Below are 23,189 nucleotides of genomic sequence, written 5' to 3'. Positions count from 1 at the left end.
CCCGCATCCCCGCACCCCCTACCGCGGTATCACCCCGCATTGGCTCCCGGGTATGACGCCCGGCGCGTAGCCGTCCGCCCATCGTGTTCCTCGTCGCCCGGCACCGCCGCATACGCGTCGGGGCCGCGCACCGGGCGGCCCATGAAATGATAGATCGATCTCAAATCGTATAACTGTCTCTTTCTCTGTCTCGGTATCGGAGGTCAGTGGTGACCAAGCACCAGCAAGAGACCGTGCGTGCGGGCGACCTCGACGTCGGGGTCCTCGACGGCGGCGACGGTGTGCCCCTCGTGCTCGTCCACGGCGGCGAGAGCGACCGCACCCAGTTCGCCACGCTCCGCGCCCGACTCGGCGCGGGGATCAGGGCGATCTCGTACGACCAGCGCGACTCCGGGATCACCGTGAACCCGTCGGCTCCCTACACTCCCGCCGTCCTCGCCGACGACCTCGTCGCCCTGCTCGACGCGCTGGGGCTCGCGCGTGCGCATCTGCTGGGCACCTCCTTCGGCGGCGCCGTCGCCCAGCACGCCGCGCTCCGGCATCCCGACCGCGTCGCGTCGCTCGTCCTGGTCGCCACCACGCCGAGCTACGCGATGGGCAGCGCGGCCGTCGACGAACTGCTGGGCATGTCCCACGAGGAACGGCAGGAGGCGGCCCCGGGCTACTTCTTCACGCCCGAGGGGCAGGCCGCGCAGCGCACCCGGCCGGTCCGGACGCTGACCCGCCGCACACCCGAGCAGAGCCTCCGCCGCCACGACGCCGCCCGCCGGCACGAGATACGGGACGGCCTCGGGGAGATCACCGCGCCGACCCTCATCGTGCACGGCACGGAGGACCGGCTGGCACCCTACGACGGCGCCCTCCTGATGGAGCGACGCATCCCGAACGCCGAACTGCGGGCGATCGAGGGCGGACGCCACGGGATCGCGGTGGAGTTCGCGGACACCGTCGCCCGCTGGGTGCGCGAGTTCCTCGGGGTCCACGGCCGTGGCTGACACCGCCCGCGACGTCGCGGACCGGATGGCCGAGGCGGCCCTGGCGTGGCTGGACTCCCTGGACGCGGCCCAGCGCGAGGTCGCGGTCGGACCGCCACCCCGCGCGGGCGGGGCGGCCGGGACCGCGACCGACGCCCACGCCCACGCCCACGCCGACGCCGACGCCGACGCCCACGCCGACCGCACGCGCTGGTTCTACACGCCCACCGACCACGGCGGCCTGACCTTCCACCAGCAGCGCCCGGCCCAGCACCGGTCGGCGATGCGGCTGGTCGCGAGCGGGTTGTCGGACGCCGGGTACGTCACCGTCGCCACCGTGCTCGGCCTGGAGAACGTGCTGGACCACGTCGAGGGCTTCTCGGTGAACTGGGGGCGGGAGCGGACCCGCGACCCCGGCATGTACTACCTGCGGGTCTTCGGTGAGCCGGGAGGGCCCGGGCCGTGGGGGTGGCGGTTCGGCGGCCATCACGTCTCGCTCAACAACCTCGTCGTCGACGGACGCGTCGCCGCCACCACCCCCTGCTTCCTCGGCGCCGACCCCGCCGCCTCGCCCCTGCTGGGCGGCTCGACGCTGCGCCCGCTGGGGACCGCCGAGGACACGGCCCGCGAACTGGTCCGCTCCCTGCCCCCCGAGGCCGCCGCCCGCGCCGTCCTGCTGCCCCGCCCGCCGAACGACGTCGTGGCGGGCAACAGCACCCGCGTCGGCGACCGCGTGATCCGGCGCGGTGAACTCTGGCGCCCCGGCACCCACATCCCGGACCGTGCGGAACAGCCGTCCACCGGTCTCGAAGGCGCCGACCGGCGGACGCTGGCCCTCACCCCGACGCCCAAGGGCGTGCCGGGCGCCGAACTGGACGCCGGACAGCGCGCGTTGCTGCGGGCCCTGCTCGCCGGCTACCTCGACCGCGTCCCGGACGGGGTCTCCCCGCTGGCCCGCTACGACGACCCCGCGGCGCTGGACGCCGTCCACCTCGCCTGGGCCGGCTCCACCGCGCCGGGCGAACCGCACTACTACCGCCTCCAGGGCCCGCGGCTGCTCATCGAGTGGACCAACGTTCACCGCGGCGCCAACCACGCGCACGCCGTGTGGCGCGACCCGGAGACCGACTTCGGCGGCGACGCCCTGGCCGCCCATCACGCCGCCCATCACGCCGCCCATCACGCCGCCCACCACGCGAACGGAATGTGACAGACATGTCCGGTCGACCACCGTCACCGACCGAGGTTCCCCCTCACACCACACGCCCCACCCTCCGCGGATCCTTCGGCATGTGCGCGTCGACGCACTGGCTGGCGACCGCGACCGCCCAGTCCGTACTGGAGCGCGGCGGCAACGCCTTCGACGCCGCCGTGGCCGGCGCCTTCGTCCTGCACGTCGCCGAACCCCACCTCAACGGTCCGGGCGGTGACCTCGTCGCCGTGCTCGCGACCGCCGCCGACCCGTCGCCGTACGTGCTGGCGGGACAGGGACACGCCCCGCGCGGCGCCACCCCCGAGCACTTCCGCGCCGAAGGGCTCGACCACGTCCCGGGCGCGGGAGCGCTCGCCGCCGCCGTCCCGGGCGCCGTCGACTCGTGGCTCTGGCTGCTCGCCGAGTCCGGCACCTGGGAACTCGCCGACGTCCTCGCCTACGCCCTGCACTACGCGGAGCACGGCGTACCGGTCGTACCGCAGCTGGCCCGCGTCCTGGCCACGGTCGAGGACCTCTTCCGCAGCCACTGGCCGACGTCGTACGCGCTGTGGATGCCGGAGGGACGGGTCCCCGCGCCGGGCGCGACGCTCGTCAACACCGCCTACGCCCGCACCCTGCGCCGGCTGTGCACGGCCGGTGCGCGCAGCGGGACGAGAACCGCCCGGATCGACGCCGCGCGGCACGTCTGGCGGACCGGGTTCGTGGCGCGGGCCGTCGCGGAGTTCGCGGCGAAGCCGCACCGGCACTCCTCGGGCGGGGACCACGCCGGGGTCATCACGGCCGCCGACTTCACCGACTTCCACCCGTCCCTGGAGCCCGCCGTCACCGCGCGGTTCCGGGGGACCACGGTGGCGAAGGCGGGCCTGTGGTCCCAGGGACCCGTACTGCTCCAGGCCCTCACGATGCTCGACCACTTCGACGACGCGCGGCTCGACCCGTCGACGGCCGAGGGCGTCCACACCCTCACCGAGGCCCTGAAACTGGCGATGGCCGACCGGGAGGCGTACTACGGGCACCTGGACCCGGCACAGGCGCAGACCGTGCTGCGCCGCCTGCTGTCCCCCCGGTACGGCAAGGAGCGGGCGAGCCTGATCCGGCCGGTCGCCTCGACCGCGTTCCGGCCCGGCCGCCTCGCGGACACCGGCATCACGCCGTACATCCCGCCGCTCGTCACCCGCGGCCCCGCCGATCACGCCGAACAGGCCGCCGGCGTGGGCGAACCCACCGTGCGGCAGACCGGGCAGACCCGGGGCGACACCTGCCACATCGACGTCGTCGACCGCTGGGGGAACATCGTCTCCGCCACCCCCTCGGGAGGGTGGCTCCAGTCCTCGCCCGCCGTGCCGGAGCTGGGCTTCGCGCTCGGCACCCGGCTCCAGATGACCTGGCTGGACCCGGCCGCCCCGTCGCGCCTGGCCCCGGGCCGGCGGCCCCGTACGACGCTGACGCCGACCCTGCTGCTGCGCGACGGCCGCCCCGTGGCCGCACTGGGCACACCCGGCGGCGACCAGCAGGACCAGTGGCAGCTGATCTACCTGGTGCGCACCCTGGCGCTGGGCATGGACCCGCAGGAGGCGATCGACGCACCCGCGTTCCACACCACCGCCGTGCCGGGTTCGTTCTGGCCGCGGACCTGGACGCCCGGGGGACTGGTCATCGAGGAACGCGCGGGCGCGGCGGTCGTCGGCGAACTGCGCGCACGCGGCCACGACGTGACCGTCTCCGGGCCGTGGAGCCAGGGCCGCCTGTCCGTCGTCACGCGCGATCCGGACAGCGGCGTCCTCCGGGCCGCCGCGAACCCGCGCGGCGCCCAGGGTTACGCGGCCGGACGATGAACGCGCGACGGTACGCGACGCCGCCCGCCCTGATGCTGGCCCTCACCTTCGCGACCGGGGTCGTCGACGCCGTCGGCTACCTGCGTCTCGACCAGGTGTTCGCGGGCAACATGACCGGCAACGTGGTCATCCTCGGCATGGCGGCCACCGGCGGCGGTACGGGACTTCCGGTGCTCGGTCCGGTCCTGGCGCTGGTGTCCTTCCTCGCCGGCGCGGCGGCCGCCGGGCGGGTCCTGCGCACCGCACCCCCGGGCTGGAGCCGCCGGTGCACCGGACTGCTGGGCGGCGTCGCGCTGGTCCTGACCGCGACGGTCCTCGCGCTGGCCGTCGTCGGCGCCGACACCTCCGGCGCCCGCGCGGGCACGGCGTCGGCGCTGGCCCTGGCCATGGGGGCGCAGGCGGCGACCGCCCGCCACCTCGCGGTCAAGGACGTCACCACCGTGGTCGTGACCTCCACGCTGACCGGCCTGGCCGCCGACTCCCGACTGGGCGCGGCCCGCGGCCGGGGCGCCCGGCGCCGGGCCGCCGCCGTCGCGCTCATCGTCGCGGGCGCGGCCGCGGGCGCCGCGCTGTGCCAGGCGCACGCGGGCCTCGCGGTGGCGGTGGCGGCCTGCGTCGTGCTGGCCGTGACGGCGCTCGGCCGGACGACGCCGGCCCTCACCCACTCCCGTTCGACCGCTCCTTCGACGGCCCTCGTCCGGCCATGACGGAAAGGACGCCCATGACCACAACCCTGGCTCCCCCGGTCCCCATCGGGAAGGCCGCTGTCGGTGCCCTCGGCATACTGGCACTGTCCACCGGTGCCCTGGAGTCGGTGGTGTCACCGACGATCCCGCTCCTGGAACGCGAACTGGACATGAGCCAGTCCGAGGGAGCACTGCTCAGCATCGTCCTCCTCATCACCGGCGCGCTCATCACCCCGCTGGCAGGCAAGTTCGGCGACCGCTACGGCGGAAAGAAGGTCCTGATCCGCCTGATGGCGGTGGTCTCGGTCGGCGGCACGGTCTCCGCCCTCGCCCCGAACCTGCCCGTGCTGCTGGTCGGCCAGGTGTTGCAGGGCGCGATGATCGGCGCGCTGCCCCTGTCGTTCATCGTGGTGCGCAAACACCTCCCTGCCGGGGAGTCCAAGGTGGCCATCGGCGTGGTCAGCGGACTCTTCGTCGGCGGTTCCATGGTCGGCATGCTGTCGGCCGGCCCGGTGGCGGAACAGCTCTCCCGGCACTGGATGTTCGCGCTGCCGACGATCGCGGTCGTCGGGTCCACCGTGCTCGTGAACAGGCTGATGCCGGCCGATCCACCGGGCCGGACGGACGGCGCCGGGATCGACTGGCCCGGTCTGCTGCTCCTGAGCGGGATGCTGGTCACCCTCATGCTCGTCCTCGCGCTGGCACCCGAAGCCGGTTCGGCGCCACTCGTGCTCGTCGCCCTGGTCGTCCTGCTGGCCGTCCTCGTCACCGGATGGGTGCGGGTCGAACGGCGGGCGGCCGCGCCGATGATCGATCTGAAGATGCTGGCACGGCCCGCGATATGGAAGGCGTGCGTGCTGACGTTCGTCATCTGCCTCGGCACCACGATGGCGGTCTACCTGGTTCCGCAGCTGCTCGACGAGCGCGGCGAGGGCTACGGGTTCCGGGCCAGCGCCACCGAGATCGGCTTCTACCTGCTGCCCGGCGCCATCGCCGCGACGCTGGCCGGTCCGCTCGGCGGGATCGGCGACCGGCGCTTCGGCTCGCGCGCCGTGGTCAACACCGGCGTCGTCATGATGGCCGTCGGCCTGCTCGCCCTGGCCGCCGTGCACACCGAGGTCTGGCACGTCGTCGTCGGCAAGGTGCTGATCGCCCTCGCGAACGGTCTGTGCGTCACGGCGATGATGACCAGCACCGCCACCGCCGTCGACCCGGACGACACCGGCATCGCCACCAGCCTGATCCTGGTGAGCCGCGTGCTCGGCTCCGCGGTCGGCGGACAGCTGGGCGGCGCTCTGCTCACCGCCGGAACCCCCGCCGGGTCGGAGGTCGCGGCCGAATCGTCCTACGTCACCGGATTCGTCGTCGCCGGCATCGTCGTGCTGTCGGCCCTGTTCGTCACCCGCACCATGAGCAAAGGAGTCACCGCATGACCCGCACCGCACCGAGGCGCAGCGTCCTGATCTCCGGGGCCAGCATCGCCGGTCCCGCCCTGGCCTTCTGGCTCAACCGCCACGGATACGCGGTCACCGTGGTGGAGAAGGCCGGCACCCTCCGCAGCGGCGGCTACCCCATCGACGTACGCGGCACCGCACTCGACGTCGTGGAGCGGATGGGAATCCTGCCGCAACTGCGCGACGCGCACATCGATCTGCGCCGGATCACCTTCCTCGACGGGGACGGCGACGAGGTGACCTCGCTCCATCCGCATGCCGTCACCGGCGGGGTGACCGGACGGGACCTGGAGATACGGCGCGGTGACCTGACCGACGCGCTGTACATGGCGGTCCGGGACGACGTCGAGTTCCTCTTCAACGACTCCATCGACACCCTCGACCAGAACGAACACGGAGTCGACGTCACCTTCCGCGGCGGCGGCAGTCGCCGGTTCGACCTGGTCTTCGGCGCGGACGGCATGCACTCGCGCACCCGCGAGAGGCTGTTCGGCCCCGAGGAGCGGTTCCACCGCCATCTCGGCTACTGCTTCGCCGTGTTCACCATGCCCAACACCCTCGGCCTCTCCCACGAGACGGTGATGTGGAACACCCCCGGCCGGGCGGCGGCCGTCTACGCGGTGGGCGACGACGAGGAGGTCCACGCCTTCCTGAACTTCGCCCAGCCCGACCCGCCCTACGACGCCTTCGGTAACCCGGACGCCCAACGAGCGCTGCTCGCCGATGTCTTCGCCGACGCCGGCTGGGAGGTCCCGGGCATCCTGGGCGCCCTCCACGACGCGGACGACGTGTTCTTCGACGCGGTCGGCCAGATCCGGATGCCGCGCTGGACCAGCGGCCGGGCCGCGCTGCTGGGCGACGCCGCGTACGCGCCCTCGTTCCTCACCGGCCAGGGCACCAGCCTCGCCCTCGTCGGCGCCTACATGCTCGCCGGGTCCCTCGCCGACCGGGACCACGCCGAGGGCTTCGCCGCGTACGAGCACGCCACCCGTGACTTCGTGACCCTGAACCAGGACCTGGTCGGCGAGGGCGGCGCCACCCTCTTCCCGACCACCGCCCAGGCCCTGGAGCAGCGCAACGCCCGACTGCGCGGGCTCAGCGCCATGCCCGCCCCGAAGCCCCGGCCGGCCCACTCGGCGCTGACCCTGCCGTCCTTCGGCGGCCGCTGACTCCGCTCGGTTCCACAAGCGCCGTTGCCCGAGCGGAAGGGCCCCGGTCGCCCCACGAGGGGGACCGGGGCCGCCCCGGGAGTCACTCGGACGGCCTGCCGGCGCGGCCGCGCAGGAAGAGCGCGGCGACGAGGACGCCGAGGAGGACCAGGGCCGTGTTGACGGCGATGGCCGCGGTCACGCCCCGGTGGACGGCGGAGGCGGTGGCCGCCCCCGCGCCGGCGGCGGTGACGACGGCGGACATGACGGGCGTGCCCAGGGTGATGCCGACCTGCTGGGACATCGAGGCCAGGCCGGTGGCCAGTCCCTGTTCGATGTCCGGCAGTCCGCTGGTGGCCGTGACCATGAAGCCCACGATGACCAGCATGTTGCCGACGCCGCCGAAGAAGGTGGCGGGCAGCAGCAGGGCGAGGGAGGCGCCGGTCGTCGTACCGAGGAAGAGCAGCGCCGCGGTGAAGACCGCCTGGACGAGGCCGCCGGCCACGAGCACGGTCACCGTGGACGTCCTCGCGAGCAGCCCGGGGGCGAGCAGACCGCCGACGACGGTGCCCGCGCCGAGGACGCCGAAGGAGACACCGGCCGCGAGCGGGGAGAAACCGAGGGTCTTCTGGAGGTACAGGGTGAGCAGGTAGACCAGTGAGGTCTCGGTGACGAAGGCCAGCAGGCCCAGCAGATTGCCCCAGGCCACGTTGCGGCGCCGGAGCGTCCCGAGCGGGACCAGCGGCGCGGTCACGGTGCGCTCGATCAGGACGAAGGCGGCCAGGAGGAGCACGCCCGCGCCCAGGCCGGCCAGCGCGTGGGGATGGCTCCAGCCGTACTCGCCGGCCTGGGTCATGCCGTAGACGAGCCCCAGCAGGCCCAGGGTGACGGTGAGCGCGCCGGGCAGGTCGAGGCCGGCGCGCACGGCGGGCCTGGACTCCTTGATGACGGCCGGGGCGACGAGCACGACGGCGAGCGCGACGGGCACGTTGACGAAGAAGGCCCAGCGCCAGGAGAGCAGGTCGGTCAGGACGCCGCCGAGTATCGCGCCCGTGGTGAAACCGGCCGACATCAGCGCCCCGTCGATGCCGAGCGCCTTCTGCCGCAGGGGCCCTTCGGGGAAGGAGGTGGTCAGCAGGGACAGACCCGCCGGGGTGGCGGCGGCGGTGGCCAGGCCCTGGGCGACCCGCGCGGCGAGCAGCACCTCGGGGCTGGTGGCGAGGCCGCCGATCAGCGAGGCGACGCCGAGCAGGCCGAGACTGCCGATGAAGATCCTCTTGCGGCCGATCAGGTCGCCGATGCGGCCGAAGAAGAGGGTGAAGCCCGCTGCCGACAGGGCGAACGCGGTGGCCACCCATTGCAGGTCGGCGAGCGAGAAGCCGAGCCCGTCGCCGATCGCGGGCAGCGCGACGTTCAGGATCGAGAAGTCGACGGCCAGCATGAACTGGGCCACCAGCAGGACCGCGAGGACCAGCTTCGAGCGGCCGGTGAGCCGCCGCGGGCCGGACCCGGCCGGGAGTGGGCCGGCGGCCGTGCTCGGCCCCGTGGCCGGTCCCGACGCGCGTTCGGTGATGGACATGGCGTTCCCCTCCGGGAAGCTAATGGGTCTGTGGTTCCGTTACTGCGGGGAAGTTAGCACGGTCGAGCCGGTAAGGGAACCGCAGTTCCGATAAGGTGGGTGTCCGGCGCCGCGAGCACGCTGTGCGGGAAGAGAAGGAGTCGTCATGTCGGACCCGGCCGCCCCAGGGACCCTCCGCCCCGGAGGCCGCACCGCCCGCATCCGCGAGGCCGTTCTCCGGGTGGCGGGCGACACGCTCGCCACCGACGGCTTCGACACCCTCGACCTCGGCGAGATCGCCCGCCGCGCGGGCGTCGGCAAGACGACGGTCTACCGCCGCTGGGGGAGCCCCGGAGGCCTCGCCGCCGACCTGCTGGCGGACATGGCGGACCAGTCACTGCCGCGTGCCGACACCGGCACCCTGGAGGAGGACCTCCGGGCGAACGCGCGTCTCGTCGTCCGGACGCTCAACGACCCCCGCCAAGGACGCCTGTTCCAGGCACTGATCGCGGCCTCCCTCTGCAACGAGCAGGCGGCCGAGGCCCTGCACCGCTTCTACGCCGTACGCGTCGACGAGTGGGCCGGCTGCGTGCGGGACGCCGCCGCGCGGGGCGAAGTCCCGGACGGCACCGACCCGCACGCCGTGGTGGCGGCCGTCTCCGCCCCGCTCTACTACGCCCTGCTCAACACCGGCCGGCCCCTCACCGACGACGACGCCGACCGTGCGGCCCGCGCGGTGACCACCGCCGCGTGCGCCGGCGTGTGGGTGACGGGCGACGGAGGCCGGCCGGGGCGGGGCACCGGGAAGGAGGAGGTCACCGGCTGACTGCCGGGGCCCTTGGGGGCGTGATTTCCGCCCGGCGGGAAACCTGGGGCGGCATGGCGAGACTCGGAACACCACAGTCGGCGGACACCCCGGAGACCCCGGACACCCCGGCCCTCAAGCGCGCGCTGACCACCCCGCTGCTCTACTTCTTCATCCTGGGCGACGTGCTCGGCGCGGGAGTCTACGTCCTGGTCGGCCAGGTGGCCGCCGACGCCGGGGGCGCGGTGTGGGTACCGCTGGCCGTGGCGCTGCTGCTCGCCATGCTGACCGCCGCCTCCTACGCCGAGCTGGCCACGAAGTACCCGCGGGCGGGCGGCGCCTCCCACTACGCCACCCGCGCCTTCGGACCGTTCGCCGGGTTCGTCGCCGGTTTCTGCATGCTCGCCGCCGGCATCGTCTCGGTGGCCGCGCTGGCCCGCGGCTTCGGCGGCGACTACCTGTCCGCCTTCGTGACACTGCCGGTCGGGCTCGTCGCCGTGCTGTTCCTCGCCCTGCTCGCCCTGGTCAACGCCCGCGGCATCAAGGAGTCCACCCGGGCCAACGTCGTCGCCACCGTCGTGGAGGTCGGCGGTCTCCTCGTCATCGTCGTCCTCGGCGCCTGGCTGCTGCTGCGCGGCGACGGCGACGTGGGCCGGCTCGGGCAGCTCGGCACGCCGGAGAAGGGCGCGGCGGCGGCCGTACTGAGCGGCTCCGTCCTGGCGTACTACTCCTTCGTCGGCTTCGAGACCTCGGTGAACGTCGCCGAGGAGACCCGCGACCCCCGACGCTCCTACCCGCGCGCCCTGTTCGGCGCCCTCGCCACCGCCGGCGCCGTGTACGTGCTGGTGGGCCTCGCCGCGTCCGCCGCGGTGCCGACGGACCGGCTGGCCGCATCGAGCGGACCGCTGCTGGAGGTCGTCGAGGCGGCCGGCGGCGTCCCGACCCGCCTGTTCAGCGCCATCGCGCTGGTCGCCGTGGCGAACGGCGCGCTGCTAACCGGCATCATGTCCTCCCGCCTGGCCTACGGGATGGCCCGCGACGGGCTGCTGCCCGCCGTGCTGACCCGGGTGCTGCCGGGCCGTCGTACGCCGTGGGCGGCGATCGCCGTGACCACCCTGCTGTCGATGCTCCTCGCGCTCACCGGCAGTGTCGCCACCCTCGCGTCCACCCTGGTCCTGCTGCTGCTCGTGGTCTTCCTCATGGTCAACGCGGCCGTCCTGGTGCTGCGCCGGGACCCGGGCGAAGCGGACCACTTCCGGGCCCCGACCGTGCTGCCCGTGCTGGGCGCCCTGTCCTGCGTCGCCCTCGCCACGCAGATCGAGGCCGAGGTGTGGCTGCGCGGCCTGCTGGTCGTGGCCGTGGGGACGGTGCTCGCCGCGCTCGCCGCCGTACGGCGGACCAGGGGCGGGGACGCGACCGCGGGGGAGTAGCGCCCGCCGCGCGATGGACGGGTTCCGCGCCTTCCCGTCCGCGCCCTGCCCGTGGCGCCCCGTGACAGAATGGACGCCCCATGCCCGCGCGCCCCGTCGCACCCCTCCCCGCACCGTCCCGCCCCGAGGTTCCCGTGACCAAGCCCGTCGCCCGTGCGCCGCAGCGCCGCAACGCGCGGTCGAACCGGGCACGCATCCTGGCCACCGCCCGCCGGGAGCTGGGGCGGAACCCGGACACCACCCTGGAGGAGCTGGCCCGCGCCGCCGGGGTCGTACGGCGTACCCTCTTCGGCCACTTCCCGGGGCGTGCGGCGCTCCTCGAAGCCCTCGCCGAGGAGGCGTCCGAGGTGCTGCGGGGCGCCATGGCCGAGGCGGCGGAGCCGGGTGAACCGGCCGACCGGGCGCTCGCGCACTTCACGCTGCTGATGTGGCCCGTGGGCGACCGCTACCGCATGCTGCTGGCCCTGGCCCGGCACGACCTGGGGGTGGAGCGCGTCGCCGAGATCCTGGCCCCGGCCCGCGCCGAGGTCACCGCCATCCTGGAGCGCGGCCGGCGGGACGGGGTCTTCCCGGACCACCTGCCCCCCGCCGTGCTGAGCGCCGGACTCGAGGCGATGGTCGTCGCACTCCTGGAGCAGGTCAACACCGGCGCCCTGGAGGACGACGGCACGCGGGCCGCGGTCGCCATCCTCATCGCCGCCGGGGTGCCGGAGCGGCACGCGCGGACCGTGGTCGAGAGCGTGGGCCCGGCGGTGCTCGCCCGGTCCCTCCCGGCCGAGTAGCCCAGCCCCCTCCCGGCCGAGTAGCTCAACCCCCCGTTCAGCAGGCGCCCCCCGGTCGGTGGGCGCCTTATTTGCACGCTCGTGTGCAACAAACTACTCTGCTCTTGTCTGCTCATCTATGGGCAATTAACTCGCCCTCGCTTGTCATCCGGGAGCCCTCATGCCCCTGCTCGCCACCACCCCCGTCGAGAAGATGCCCGGGCCCTACCCCCGGCGCTGGTGGGCTCTCCTGGTGCTCTGCCTGAGCCTGCTGATCGTCGTCATGGCCAACACGTCCCTGATCGTGGCCGCCCCGGACATGACCACCGACCTGGGCCTGAGCAGCAGCGACCTCCAGTGGGTCATCGACGGCTACACCGTCCCGTACGCCGCGCTGATGCTGGTGCTCGGCGCGATCGGCGACAAGTACAGCCGCCGTGGCGCCCTGGTCACCGGTCTGGTGATCTTCGCGGGCGGTTCGGTGATGGGCAGCCTGGTCCACGAGACGGGGCTGGTCATCGCGGCCCGGGCGGTCATGGGCGTCGGTGCCGCCGTCGTCATGCCGGCCACGCTGTCCCTGCTGGTCGCGGTCTTCCCGAAGGGGGAGCGGGCCCGCGCCATCACCGCCTGGACCGCCACCTCCGGACTCGCCATCGCGGTCGGGCCGCTGGTCGCCGGGTGGCTCCTGGAGGACCACTCCTGGGGCTCCACCTTCCTGGTCAACGTCCCCGTCGCGGTCCTCGCCGTCGTCGGCGCGCTGGTCCTCGTACCGCCGTCCCGGGCGGCCGGCACGGGCCGCATCGACTACGTCGGCGGACTGCTCTCCATCGTCTCCGTCGGCAGCCTGGTCTACGCGAGCATCGAGGGCCCGCACTTCGGCTGGGGCGCCGGTCCCGTCACCGCGGCCGTCGTCGCCGCCGTCGGCCTGACCGGCTTCGTGGCCTGGGAGCTGCGCCACCCCCACCCCATGCTGGACGTGCGGCGCTTCCTGCTGCGGCCCTTCAGCGGTTCCATGCTGGCGGTGCTGTTCTTCTTCTTCGGCACCTACGGCGCCATCTACTACGCCACGCAGTTCCTCCAGTTCGTGCTCGGCTTCGGCGCGCTGGAGACCGGCGTACGGCTGCTGCCGCTGGCCGGGGCCGTGTTCGTCGGCGCCGCGGTGACCGGGCGGCTGACCCCGAGGCTTGGCGTGCGGGCCATGGTCGGCTCCGGCATGGCGATCGGCACCGTCGGCGTCTTCCTGCTGGTCCTGATCGACCAGGGCTCCACCTACGCCGACTTCCTCGCCCCGATGCTGCTGCTCGGCCTCGCCATCGGCCTCAGCGTCTCCCCGGCCACCGACACCATCATGGGGTCCTTCCCGGAGAGCGAACTGGGCGTCGGCGGCGGCGCCAACGACACCGCGCTGGAACTCGGCGGCTCGCTGGGCATCGCCGTCCTGGGCTCCCTGCTCGGCACCGCCTACCGGGACGAACTGGCCGGCCTGGTGGGCGACCGGCTGCCGGCCGCCGCGCTGGACACCGCCCAGGACTCGGTGGGCGGCGGACTGGCCGTCGCCGAGCGGCTCGCCACCGACCCGGCCGCCGGACCCGAGCAGGCGCAGGCCCTCGCCGACGCCGTGAACAAGGCCTTCGCCCACGGCGTCGCCACGACCAGCCTCGTCGGCGGCATCATCATGGCGGCCGGCACCCTGATCGTCCTCGCCGTCCTGCCCGGCCGCCGCGCCCGCGCCGCCCAGCAGGCGGAGGAAGCCCGGGAACCGGAGTACAGCGGCTCGGCGAGCTGACCCCGGGCAGTGCCCGTCACTCGGCCAGTGCCCGTCACTCGGCCAGTGCCCGTCACTCGGCCAGTGCCCGTCACTCGGCCAGTGCCCGTCACTCGGCCAGCGCCCGTCACTCCGCCAGTGCCCGTCACTCGGCCAGCGCCGCCAGCTCCTCCGCCGTGCGCGGGCCCGTCGCCGAGTCCGCCAACAGCCCCCGCGCCCGCAGCAGTCCGGCCGCCGCGACGCCCCAGGGGAGCCGCAGCCCGGCCCGCCGCAGCAGGTCGGTGCGGGCCAGCGTCGCGGCGGCCGGGCCGGTGCGCACACCGTCCGGGGTGAGCAGGGCGGCGTCGTCGGACCAGCGCAGGGCCAGGTCGACGTCGTGGGTGGCCATCACCACGGTGGTGCCGCCCGCGCGCAGCCCGTCCAGGGTGGCGAGCAGCCGCTCCTGCCCGTCCGGGTCGAGCCCCGCGGTCGGCTCGTCGAGGATCAGCACCCGGGGCCGCATCGCGACCGCCCCCGCGATCGCGGTCCGCTTGCGCTGCCCGTACGACAGCAGGTGCGTGGGCCGGTCGGCCAGCCCCGCGATGTCCAGCGCGGCCAGCGCCTCCCCGACCCGGGACCTGACCTCCGCGTCGGGCAGCCCGAGGTTCAGCGGACCGAAGGACACGTCCTGGCCGACCGAGGCCGCGAAGAGCTGGTCGTCCGGGTCCTGCACCACCAGCTGCACCGTGGTCCGCAGCCGGGTCAGCCCCTTGCGGTCGTAGGCCACCGGCTCCCCGCCGAGCGTCAACGCCCCCGCACGCGGCCTCAGTCCGCCGCTGAGCAGCCGCATCAGCGTGGTCTTGCCACTGCCGTTGCGGCCGAGCAGCGCCAGCGCCCGCCCCTCGCGCACCGCGAAGTCCAGGCCCGTCAGCACGTCCGGCCCCTCCTCGTACGCGAACGCCGCGCCCCGCAGGGCGACCAGGGCCGGGGCCGGTTCCGAGGGCTGGGCCGGTCCGCTCACGACAGGGGTCCTTCCAGTACGAGGGTGAGGGTGGCCAGCGCCGCGAGCAGCGCGACGCTCGCCGCCGTGAACGGCACCGACACGCGCGCCTCGGGCACCAGCACGCGCAGGGTGCCGTCGTAGCCGCGCCCGGCGAGCCCCGACTGGAGCCGCGCCGCCCGGTCGAAGGCCCGCACGAACGCGGTGGCGCCGAGCCCGCCGAGCGAACGCCAGGCCGCCGCCCGCGTGGTGTGCCCGAGCCGCGCGGCCTGCGCCTGCCGGATCCGGCGCACCGAGTCCAGCAGCAGGAAACTCATCCGGTACGTCACCAGCGCCACGTCCACGACCGGCGCGGGCACTCCGGCCCGCACCAGGCGCGGCAACAGGTCCGACATCGGCGTGGTGAACGCGAACAGCAGCACCCCGAGCGAGGCCGCCGAGGTGCGCAGCAGCAGCCCACCCGCGCGCACCGCGCCGCCGTCGGCCGCCGACAGGAACCCGTCCGGCCCCCCGACCTGCACCAGCAGCGGCAGCGCCCCCGTCACGCAGAACCCCAGCGGCACCCGGTACGCCCGCCACAGCCGGCGTCCGGGCACGCCCGCCGGGCCGAGCAGCACCGTCAGCGCCGCCACCAGCACCAGCGCCGCGCCCGGCCAGGGCGGCAGCGAGATCGCGAGCACGGTCAGACCGAGACCGAGCACGGCCTTGTCCACGGGATGGCGGCGGCGCCAGCGACTGCTGTGCGCCGCCGCGTCGATCGGCAGCACTCAGTCCCCTTCTGGGGTGTTCCGCGGTGCCGTCGTGGCCCCGGAAGCCGCCGACGCCCGCTCCTCGCCCTGCCGCCGGCCCCGGCGCAGCCCGAAGTAGTACGCCAGCACGCCCGCGCCGAGCGCGGCCTGGAGCGCGAACAGCGCCGACTCGACCTCCCCGGACGGCGGTTCGTACAGCGGGGAGAACCACGGCTCGTAGTCCGGTTCGATCTCGGTGATCGCCGTCTCGGCCTCCGCGTCGGCCCCGGCGAACGGCTCCTCCTTGTGGTCGCCGAGCCCCAGCACCAGCGGCAGCACCGCCAGCGCGGCCACCGCGAGCAGCAGCAGGGCGTTGATCCTCGTGTTCCGGCTCATCGCGCCACCGCCTCCTGCTTCCGCTCGCCGGACCGGGTCAACAGCACTCCGAGCCGGGTCAGTTCGCCCTTGCTGGACTGCACCAGGAGCCGCATCACGATCACCGTGAGCAGGCCCTCGCTCACCGCGAGCGGGATCTGGGTCACGGCGAAGATGGACCCGAACTTGCCGAGCGCGCCCGGGAACCCGCTGCTCGGGTCGGGGAAGGCCAGCGCCAGCTGCACGCTGGTCACGCAGTACGTGGACAGGTCGGCGACGAACGCGCCGAAGAACACGGTGACCATCAACGGCACGTCCCAGCGGCGCAGCAGCCGGTAGACGCCGTACCCGGCCCACGGGCCGACGATCGCCATCGAGAAGACGTTGGCGCCGAGCGTGGTCAGCCCGCCGTGGGCGAGCAGCAGCGCCTGGAACAGCAGGGTGATGGTGCCCAGGACCGCCATGATCGGCGGCCGGAACAGGATCGCGCCCAGACCGGTGCCGGTCGGATGCGAGCAACTCCCGGTGACGGACGGCAGCTTCAGTGCCGACAGGACGAACGTGAAGGCTCCGGAGGCGCCGAGGAGCAACGTGCTCTCCGGGTGCTCCCTGACCTCACGGGTGAGTGACCTGACTCCGTGGACGACGAACGGCGCGGACGCGACACCCCAGGCGATCGCGTGCGCCGGTGGCAGAAAGCCCTCGGCTATGTGCATGGCTCAGCAGACCCTCTCCAGCACCTCGTGGATGGACGACGCGCCTTGGCCGGTCTCCTGGCTTACGGGTACCACCGCCCGTGCTCCGCCTTCCCGGATCGCAAGCGATCCAGTGGCTGCCCGTGGGGGCCGGAGCCGGACTTCCCGATTCACAGTGGCGAGGGCCGCACCGGCATCACACCGGTTTCCCGTTCACCAAGGCGTGGCGACAGTAGTGCTCCCACCGGGCCGGGCACAAGCAGGCCTCGAGCCCCGTCCGGGCGGGCGGGCGGCACCTCCGTCAGCGCGAGCGGCCCCGCTGGGGCCCCCGGACCACCCGGTCGCGCATCCGGGTGGTCAGCGCGGTGGCGGCGGCCGTGAGGAAGACGAAGCTGTACGTGATCTGAAGCACGGTCACGACCCGCGCGGCCTGGCCCCTCGGGGTGATGTCCCCGTACCCGACGGTGGCGAGCGTCACCACGGTGAAGTACAGCGCGTCGATCCGGGTGTGCAGTCCGCTGAACTCGCCCGGCGACTTGGCCAGGGCGTAGTACGCCGCCGAGAAGACGTGCACGGACAGCACGATCAGCAGCGAGATGACCACGCCGGGGCGGCTGTCCGGACGGTCGAGGAGGACGTGCCGGATCTGCCGCAGCAGCAGCACCGCCACCACGGTCAGCAGCAGGGCGAACAGCACCCAGCTCAGCACCGGCCGCTGCGGCCCCAGGTGGTCGAGCGGGAGCAGGAAATACGCCACGACCACGGCGGCCGCGATCCCCGCCCGTACGACCCAGGGCCGGACGGCGGCCCAGCCGGTACCGGGACGCGGGCGAGTACGAGGGCGAGGACGCGGGTGTGCGGTCCGGCGGTCCTTCACCGTGCCGCTCCCGCCGACGGCGCCCCGCCCGGCGACCCGCCCGCCTCCGGCGGGGTCCGGCGCACCAGTTGCGCCACGATGAACGCGACCACCGACGCCATGACGATCAGCGGCATCTGGTCGTGGGCGTCCCGGCCCATCAGCAGCACCGCGAGGACCGAGCTGGCCAGCGGCAGCCCCGTCACCGCGGCCGCCGCGGCGGCGATGCCGAGGGCCAGCGCCGGGGTCGCGCCGAAGCCGGGCAGCCCCGAGCAGGCCAGGGCCGTCGCCGCGCCCAGCAGGACGGCCGGGAAGATCGGGCCGCCGCGCAGCGCGCCCAGCGCGATGCCCCAGGCCAGCCCCTTGCACGCGACCAACGCGACCAGGGCCCCCACGGACCAAGTGTGCGGGTGCGCGGCGAGCTGGGCCAGGGCGGCCTGGCCGGACAGCGCCGCCTCGGCCGGGGAGCGTCCGGTGATCAGCGCGTACGCGGCGACACAGACGCCGACCGCGGTGGCGCAGGCGACGGTGCGCGCGGCCGTGTGGCGCCGGGTCCAGGTGACGGTGCGGCGGCCCAGCGCGCGGGCCAGCGTGACCAGTACGGCGATCAGGGCGGCGGTGGGCAGCCCCCACAGGAAGTCGCCCGCGTCCGGATTGGCCTGGGGCGGCAGGTGGGGCAGGCTCAGCGCGCCGATCTCCAGCCCCGTCCACTGCCCGAAGCCGGTGAAGACCAGGGCGCCGGTCGCGCTGGCCAGCAGGCAGGGCAGCAGCAGGGCGACCAGCTGGGTGCCGGCCAGCCCCGCGCCCTCGATGAGCAGGACCGCCGCCGCGATCGGGCCGCCGAGGATGGTGGAGATCGCGGCGGTGGAGCCGGCCGTGGCCAGGATCGCGCTCGCCCGCTGGTCACCGCCGGCGCCGGCCCGCCGCACCGCCAGCAGGGCCAGCCCGCTGCCGACGGCCATGAGCGGGGCCTCGGGCCCCAGCACCACGCCGAGCGGCAGCGTGGCCAGCGCGGCCAGCACCGCGCCGGGCAGCGCGCGCGGGCCGACCGGCGCCCCGCCCAGACCGTTGACGGGGAGATGGCCGCCGCCGCCCGGCATCCGCGTCACGATCGGCGCCAGGATCAGTCCGGCGAGGACCAGCGCGGGCAGCGGCCACCACCAGGGCGGGGTGTCGTATCCGGCCGCCTCGGGCAGCGAGGTCCACACCCAGTGCTGCAACTCGTGCTGGAGCCCGACGAAGAAGAAGCAGGCCAGCGCGATGGGCACACCGAGCAGCACGCACAGCAGCAACAGCCGCCGGTAGCCGGGGCTGAGCAGGGTCTGCCGCAGCGACTGCTCGGCCCGGCCCGGGGCCGCGTGCGCCGGCGCGGTCACCGAAACCGCCCGCGCGGGCACCGCCGGGGCAGCGGCCGACTCGTCACACGCCCTCCTTCGTCCGCCCCCTCGGTCCCACGGCCCGTCGGTCTCCGGCAGCCGCGGATGCCGTTCAGTTAACGCGAGGCCCCGGGCGTCCGCATGTGCGCGCCCGGGGCGCGATTCACCCGTACGGCGGACCCGCGTGGCCGGGTGGCGCGGGCGCCCGCAGGCTCGAAACGACCTGTCCGCGCCGTCGGCGCCGGCGGGCAGCTGCCCCGTACGGGGGACACAGAAAGGACTCCGCTCATGAGCCAGCACGCCGAACCCTCTCCCGGCCGGCCGTCCCACGGCGGCGACGCCTCCTGGGCCCAGCGCTCGGGCGACCGCACCAGCGGCTGGGTGACCGGCGGTGTCGTCTTCGCGGGCGTACTGCTGCTGCTGAACGGCGCGCTCGCCGTCCTCCAGGGCATCGCGGCCATCGCCGAGGACGACGTGTACGCCCGTATCGGCACCTACGTCTACGAGATGAGCCTGACCGGCTGGGGGATCGTCCACGTCATCCTCGGCGCCCTCGTGTTCGTCACCGGGTACGGCCTGCTCAAGGACATGGCTTGGGCACGGGTGGCGGGCATCGTCCTCGCCTCGCTGAGCCTGATCGCCCAGTTCCTGTTCCTGCCGTACGCGCCCGTCTGGTCCGTGATCATGATGGCGATCGACGTGTTCGTGATCTGGGCCCTGGCGAGCCGCCAGGACAGCGCGTCGTCCCGGGCCTGAGACGCCGCGCCCGGCAACGACGGACGGTCACCACGCATCGTCGGTGGTGACCGTCCGTCGGTGCCGGGCTCAGTGCCGGCGCAGGCTCCTGGCCAGCGCCGTCGCCGCCGCCGCGGCGCCCACCGCGGCCGCCGCCGTGCCGGCCAGGGCCAGGGCCCGTGCGCGGGGGCCGGGAGCGGCCGGGCGGGCGCCCGGCGCGGTGCCGTACGCGCTGCCCGCACTCCCGGCACCGCCCGCGGGACCGGACGGCAGGGCCGAGGCCAGCAGCTCCGCCAGGTGCACGCCCTCGTGGCCGCCGCTGTCGAACTCGTGGATCTGGGTGCGGCAGCTGAAGCCGTCGGCGAGGACGACGGTCGACTCGTCCTCGTCCCGCAGCCGCGGCAGCAGCACCCGCTCCGCACACGCCTCGCTGACGTCCAGGTGGCCGCGCTCGAAGCCGAAGTTGCCGGCCAGCCCGCAGCAGCCGGAGTCCAGTCGCTCCGCGTCCACCCCGGCCCGGCGCAGCAACTCCCGGTCGGCCTCCCAGCCGAGCACCGCGTGCTGGTGGCAGTGCACCTGGGCGAGCGCACGCGCGGACCGGTCGGGCACCCGCGGGGGCTGGTAGCCGGGGGAGTGCTCGGTGAGCAGCTCCGCCAGCGTCACCGTCCGCTCGGCCAGCCGCAGCACGTCCTGGTCGCCGGGGAACAGCTCCGCCGCGTCGGCCCGGAACACGGCCGTGCAGCTCGGCTCCAGCGCCACCACCAGGCCGCCCGACCGGACGTGTGGGGCCAGGGCGCGCACGGTACGGGTGAGGACCCGCTCCGCCGTGCCGAGCTGCCCGGTGGAGATCCAGGTCAGCCCGCAGCACAGCGGCTCGTGCGGCAACTCCACCCGCCAGCCGGCCTGTTCCAGGACTCGTACCGCCGCCCGTCCGATGTGCGGGTGGAAGTGGTTGGTGAAGGTGTCCGGCCACAGCAGCACCGACCCGCGGTGCCCGTCGCCCCCGGGTTCGTGGTCCGCGAACCACTGCTCGAAGGTCCGCTCCGCGAACAGCGGCACCTCCCGGTCCGCCACCCCCGCCACCAGGACCGCCGCCTTCGACAGCAGCGGCGCGTGCGTGAGCGCGTTGACGACCGGGGCCAGCCGGGTGCGGCCCACCACCTGCGCGAGCGCCGGCAGCCAGCCCATCGACCAGTCCGAGCGCGGCCGGCGCCACGGCCGGCCCTCGTAGTGGTGGGACAGGAACTCCGCCTTGTACGTGGCCATGTCCACGTCCGCGGGACAGTCCTTCTTGCAGCCCTTGCAGGCCAGGCAGAGATCGAGGGCGTCCTTGACCTCCTGCGAACGCCAGCCGTCCCGGATCGCGCCGTCCCCGTGCCCGTCGAGCATCTCGAACAGCAGCCGGGCCCGGCCCCGCGTCGAGTGCTCCTCCTCGCGGGTCACCTGGTACGACGGGCACATCACCGTGCCGTCGCTGGTGTGCTGCCGGCACTTGCCGACGCCTACGCAGCGGTTGGCCGCCCGGGAGAACGAACCCCCGTCGTGCGGGAAGCGGAAGTGCAGGTCGCGGGGTTCGAACGGGGCCCAGTCACCGCCGAGCCGCAGATGCTCGTCCAGCCCGTACGGCGCGACGACCTTCCCCGGGTTCATCCGGTCCAGCGGGTCGAACACGGCCTTCAGCCGGCCGAACGCCTCCACGAGCCGGTCCCCGAACATCCGCCCCAGCAACTCGCCCCGGCTCTGTCCGTCCCCGTGCTCGCCGGACAGCGAGCCGCCGAACTCGACGACCAGGTCGGCGGCCCGCTCCATGAACCCCCGGTACGCCGCCACCCCGTCCGCGGTGTACAGGTCGAACGGGATGCGGGTGTGCACACAGCCCTGCCCGAAGTGGCCGTACAGGCTGGGACCGGTGTCGCTCAGGTATCCGAACTCCTCGAACAGCGCGCGCAGCCGGCGCAGGTAGTCGCCCAGCTTCTCCGGGGAGACGGCCGAGTCCTCCCAGCCCTCGAAGGTGTCGGGCTTGCCCGGGATGTGCGCGGTGGCGCCCAGCCCGGCCTCGCGCACCTGCCACAGGTCCTCCTCGTGCCCCGGGTCGTCCAGGAACGCGCAGTCGGCGTCGTGCTCCGAGCGGTGCACGGCCTCCAGCATCCGGTGCGCCCGCGCGTCGGCCTCCTCGACGGTGTCGCCGCCGAACTGCACCATCAGGTAGGCGTTGCCCTCCGGCATCTCGGCCAGCGCCTCCGGGTTCAGGTGCTTGATCCGCTCGTCGCGGACCAGCCGGGCGTCCACGCCCTCCAGCGCGATCGGGTCGTGCGGCAGGATGTCGGGCACCGCGTCGGCGGCCTTGTCGATGGTGTCGAAGCCGAGGACCAGCAGGGAGCGTTCCTTCACCACCGGCACCAGCTCCAGCTCCGCCCGCAACACCGTGACCAGCGTCGACTCGCTGCCCACCAGCAGACCGGCCACGTCGAAGCCGTGCTCCGGCAGCAGGGAGTCCAGGTTGTAGCCGGAGACCCGGCGCGGGACGTCCGGGAACCGGCGGCGGATCTCGTCCCCGTAGGTGTCGCGCAGCGCCCGCAGCCGCCGGTAGACGGTCGCCCGCAGATCGCCCTGCCGCTCGATCTCGGCGTACTCCTCGTCGTCGGTCTCCCCGCACCAGAAGCGGGTGCCGTCGTAGAGCAGCACCTCCAGGCGGGCGATGTTGTCGACGACCTTGCCGTGCGCCTGCGCGGTGGCGCCGCAGGAGTTGTTGCCGATCATGCCGCCGAGGGTGCAGTTGGGGTGGGTGGCGGGCTCGGGCCCGTAGCGCAGCCCGTGCGGTGCGAGTTGCCGGTTCAGGTCGTCGAGCACGATCCCGGGCTGCACGACGCAGGTGCGGGCGCCGGGGTCCACCGACTCGATCCGGGTGCAGTACTTCGACCAGTCGAGGACCACGCCCGCGTTGGTGCACTGCCCGGCCAGACTCGTCCCGCCGCCCCGCGACAGCACGGGCGCGCCGAACTCCCGCGCCACGGCCACCGCCTCGGCACCGGCCTCCGGGGTGTGCGGGACGACCACGCCGAGGGGGGTCTGCCGGAAGTTCGACGCGTCCGTGGAGTACGCGGCCCGGCTCCCGGCGTCGAAGCGGATCTCGCCGTCCACCCGCTCGCGCAGGGCCGCCCGGAGCGCGGCGGTGTCGACCGGCGGCGGTGCCCCTTCGCGCGTGACGGGTTCGGGCAGATCCAGCGCACCCATGGGCACTCCGTAGGTCGACGGGCGGCCCGGGAGGGCCGGATGTGGCCGTCGCTGAGTACCCGGCCCGCCTCAGGGCAATCACCGGACACGGAGCGTCGCCGACCGTGTCGCTGTTGGGCCGAACGGGTGACTTGGCGTAAGAATTGGCTGGTGCAGGCAATGAAGGCGAGTGGAATCGGGGGAGCCGGTGAACAGCCACGACGTCACCGATGAACAGTGGGAAGGGCTCGCCCAGGTCGTGCCGTTGCGCGGGCGTGACGCCTGGCCGTCGGCGGTCGGCCACCGGGCGATGCCGGAGGCGGAGACGGAGCGGCGCCGCCGTTTCGTCGTCCTCAGGGTCAACGTCTTCGCGGACGCCCGGGAGGTCGCCGAGACGCTGATGGCGGGGATCCCGGTGCTCCTGGACCTGACCAGCGCCGAGGGCGATGTCGCCAAACGGGTGCTGGACTTCAGTACCGGCGTCGTCTTCGGTCTGGCCAGCGGGATGCACCGGGTGGACCGCAACGTCTTCCTGCTGACCCCGGCGGGCACCGAGGTGAACGGACTGATGGAGAGCGCGGTGGGGGTCCCTGGAGTGTGACG

Annotated in this window: 20 protein-coding genes and 1 riboswitch; of the genes, 12 read left to right on the top strand and 8 right to left on the bottom strand. The window is 74.2% G+C overall.

What is annotated here, in order from left to right; genetic code table 11:
- Window positions 1-209 precede the first annotated feature (209 nt).
- Genes B9W62_RS09295 through B9W62_RS09270 form a run of 6 tightly spaced genes read left to right on the top strand, consistent with a single transcriptional unit; the run spans window position 210 to window position 7,331 of the window.
- Complete coding sequence (locus tag B9W62_RS09295) at window positions 210-995, top strand: alpha/beta fold hydrolase (RefSeq protein WP_087811834.1); 786 nt, start codon at window positions 210-212, stop codon at window positions 993-995.
- On the top strand, window positions 988-2,184 hold the full coding sequence (locus B9W62_RS09290) for a DUF3500 domain-containing protein (RefSeq protein WP_087806728.1): 1,197 nt from the start codon (window positions 988-990) through the stop codon (window positions 2,182-2,184). The genes B9W62_RS09295 and B9W62_RS09290 overlap by 8 nt, the downstream gene beginning before the upstream one ends.
- A gap of 5 nt (window positions 2,185-2,189) precedes the next feature.
- Window positions 2,190-4,022, top strand: coding sequence for a gamma-glutamyltransferase family protein (locus B9W62_RS09285; protein ID WP_179235405.1), 1,833 nt, complete (start codon window positions 2,190-2,192; stop codon window positions 4,020-4,022).
- Window positions 4,019-4,729 carry a YoaK family protein gene (locus tag B9W62_RS09280; protein WP_087806726.1) on the top strand — a complete coding sequence of 237 codons (711 nt, stop codon included), beginning with the start codon at window positions 4,019-4,021 and terminating at the stop codon, window positions 4,727-4,729. Before B9W62_RS09285 ends, B9W62_RS09280 begins: the two co-directional genes overlap by 4 nt.
- A gap of 14 nt (window positions 4,730-4,743) precedes the next feature.
- Complete coding sequence (locus B9W62_RS09275; protein ID WP_087806725.1) at window positions 4,744-6,141, top strand: MFS transporter; 1,398 nt, start codon at window positions 4,744-4,746, stop codon at window positions 6,139-6,141.
- Window positions 6,138-7,331, top strand: coding sequence for an FAD-dependent monooxygenase (locus tag B9W62_RS09270; protein ID WP_087806724.1), 1,194 nt, complete (start codon window positions 6,138-6,140; stop codon window positions 7,329-7,331). The genes B9W62_RS09275 and B9W62_RS09270 overlap by 4 nt, the downstream gene beginning before the upstream one ends.
- 82 nt (window positions 7,332-7,413) lie before the next feature.
- Here the strand turns inward: B9W62_RS09270 and B9W62_RS09265 are convergent, their stop codons facing one another.
- Entirely contained in the window at window positions 7,414-8,889 is a 1,476-nt protein-coding gene (locus tag B9W62_RS09265; protein WP_256976252.1) for an MFS transporter, read from the bottom strand.
- 145 nt (window positions 8,890-9,034) lie between these two features.
- Between B9W62_RS09265 and B9W62_RS09260 the strand changes: the two genes are divergently transcribed.
- The 4 genes from B9W62_RS09260 (at window position 9,035) to B9W62_RS09245 (ending at window position 13,650) form a co-directional block, all read left to right on the top strand.
- Window positions 9,035-9,694, top strand: coding sequence for a TetR/AcrR family transcriptional regulator (locus B9W62_RS09260; protein ID WP_087806723.1), 660 nt, complete (start codon window positions 9,035-9,037; stop codon window positions 9,692-9,694).
- A gap of 53 nt (window positions 9,695-9,747) precedes the next feature.
- Window positions 9,748-11,103: an APC family permease gene (locus B9W62_RS09255; RefSeq protein WP_087806722.1), complete on the top strand. Its 1,356-nt coding sequence runs from the start codon at window positions 9,748-9,750 to the stop codon at window positions 11,101-11,103.
- 134 nt (window positions 11,104-11,237) lie between these two features.
- The gene (locus B9W62_RS09250; RefSeq protein ID WP_087811832.1) at window positions 11,238-11,885 is read left to right on the top strand and encodes a TetR/AcrR family transcriptional regulator; all 648 of its coding nucleotides are present in this window, start codon (window positions 11,238-11,240) and stop codon (window positions 11,883-11,885) included.
- A 160-nt stretch (window positions 11,886-12,045) separates the two neighbouring features.
- The gene (locus tag B9W62_RS09245) at window positions 12,046-13,650 is read left to right on the top strand and encodes an MFS transporter (protein ID WP_087806721.1); all 1,605 of its coding nucleotides are present in this window, start codon (window positions 12,046-12,048) and stop codon (window positions 13,648-13,650) included.
- Between the two features lie 124 nt (window positions 13,651-13,774).
- Here B9W62_RS09245 and B9W62_RS09240 read toward each other — a convergent pair whose 3' ends face one another.
- The 6 genes from B9W62_RS09240 to B9W62_RS09215 form a co-directional block, all read right to left on the bottom strand.
- Window positions 13,775-14,629, bottom strand: coding sequence for an ATP-binding cassette domain-containing protein (locus B9W62_RS09240; protein ID WP_087806720.1), 855 nt, complete (start codon window positions 14,627-14,629; stop codon window positions 13,775-13,777).
- A complete protein-coding gene (gene cbiQ, locus B9W62_RS09235; protein WP_087806719.1) occupies window positions 14,626-15,375 on the bottom strand; it encodes a cobalt ECF transporter T component CbiQ in 750 nt (249 codons plus the stop codon). Before cbiQ ends, B9W62_RS09240 begins: the two co-directional genes overlap by 4 nt.
- On the bottom strand, window positions 15,376-15,732 hold the full coding sequence (locus tag B9W62_RS09230; RefSeq protein WP_087806718.1) for an energy-coupling factor ABC transporter substrate-binding protein: 357 nt from the start codon (window positions 15,730-15,732) through the stop codon (window positions 15,376-15,378).
- Entirely contained in the window at window positions 15,729-16,427 is a 699-nt protein-coding gene (locus B9W62_RS09225) for an energy-coupling factor ABC transporter permease (protein ID WP_087806717.1), read from the bottom strand. Before B9W62_RS09225 ends, B9W62_RS09230 begins: the two co-directional genes overlap by 4 nt.
- Window positions 16,428-16,456: 29 nt before the next feature.
- Window positions 16,457-16,642, bottom strand: a riboswitch (cobalamin riboswitch).
- 65 nt (window positions 16,643-16,707) lie between these two features.
- Window positions 16,708-17,169 carry a potassium channel family protein gene (locus B9W62_RS09220; protein ID WP_179235404.1) on the bottom strand — a complete coding sequence of 154 codons (462 nt, stop codon included), beginning with the start codon at window positions 17,167-17,169 and terminating at the stop codon, window positions 16,708-16,710.
- Window positions 17,170-17,279: 110 nt separating this feature from the next.
- Entirely contained in the window at window positions 17,280-18,638 is a 1,359-nt protein-coding gene (locus B9W62_RS09215; RefSeq protein ID WP_087811831.1) for a chloride channel protein, read from the bottom strand.
- Between the two features lie 288 nt (window positions 18,639-18,926).
- On the opposite strand from B9W62_RS09215, the gene B9W62_RS09210 reads away from it, so the two are divergent.
- Window positions 18,927-19,394, top strand: a complete 468-nt coding sequence (locus B9W62_RS09210) for a DUF7144 family membrane protein (protein ID WP_087806715.1) — start codon at window positions 18,927-18,929, stop codon at window positions 19,392-19,394.
- Between the two features lie 69 nt (window positions 19,395-19,463).
- Here the strand turns inward: B9W62_RS09210 and B9W62_RS09205 are convergent, their stop codons facing one another.
- Window positions 19,464-22,607 (bottom strand): FAD-binding and (Fe-S)-binding domain-containing protein, encoded by a 3,144-nt coding sequence (locus B9W62_RS09205; RefSeq protein WP_087806714.1) that lies wholly within the window; start codon window positions 22,605-22,607, stop codon window positions 19,464-19,466.
- A gap of 187 nt (window positions 22,608-22,794) precedes the next feature.
- On the opposite strand from B9W62_RS09205, the gene B9W62_RS09200 reads away from it, so the two are divergent.
- A complete protein-coding gene (locus tag B9W62_RS09200; RefSeq protein ID WP_030179462.1) occupies window positions 22,795-23,187 on the top strand; it encodes a cell division protein SepF in 393 nt (130 codons plus the stop codon).
- Window positions 23,188-23,189: the final 2 nt, after the last annotated feature.

Source organism: Streptomyces sp. CS113 (assembly GCF_002188365.1).
In the GTDB taxonomy this organism is placed as follows: domain Bacteria; phylum Actinomycetota; class Actinomycetes; order Streptomycetales; family Streptomycetaceae; genus Streptomyces; species Streptomyces tendae.
The sequence above is the reverse complement of the archived record's forward strand: the minus strand, read 5'-3'. Positions and strand labels throughout refer to the sequence as shown.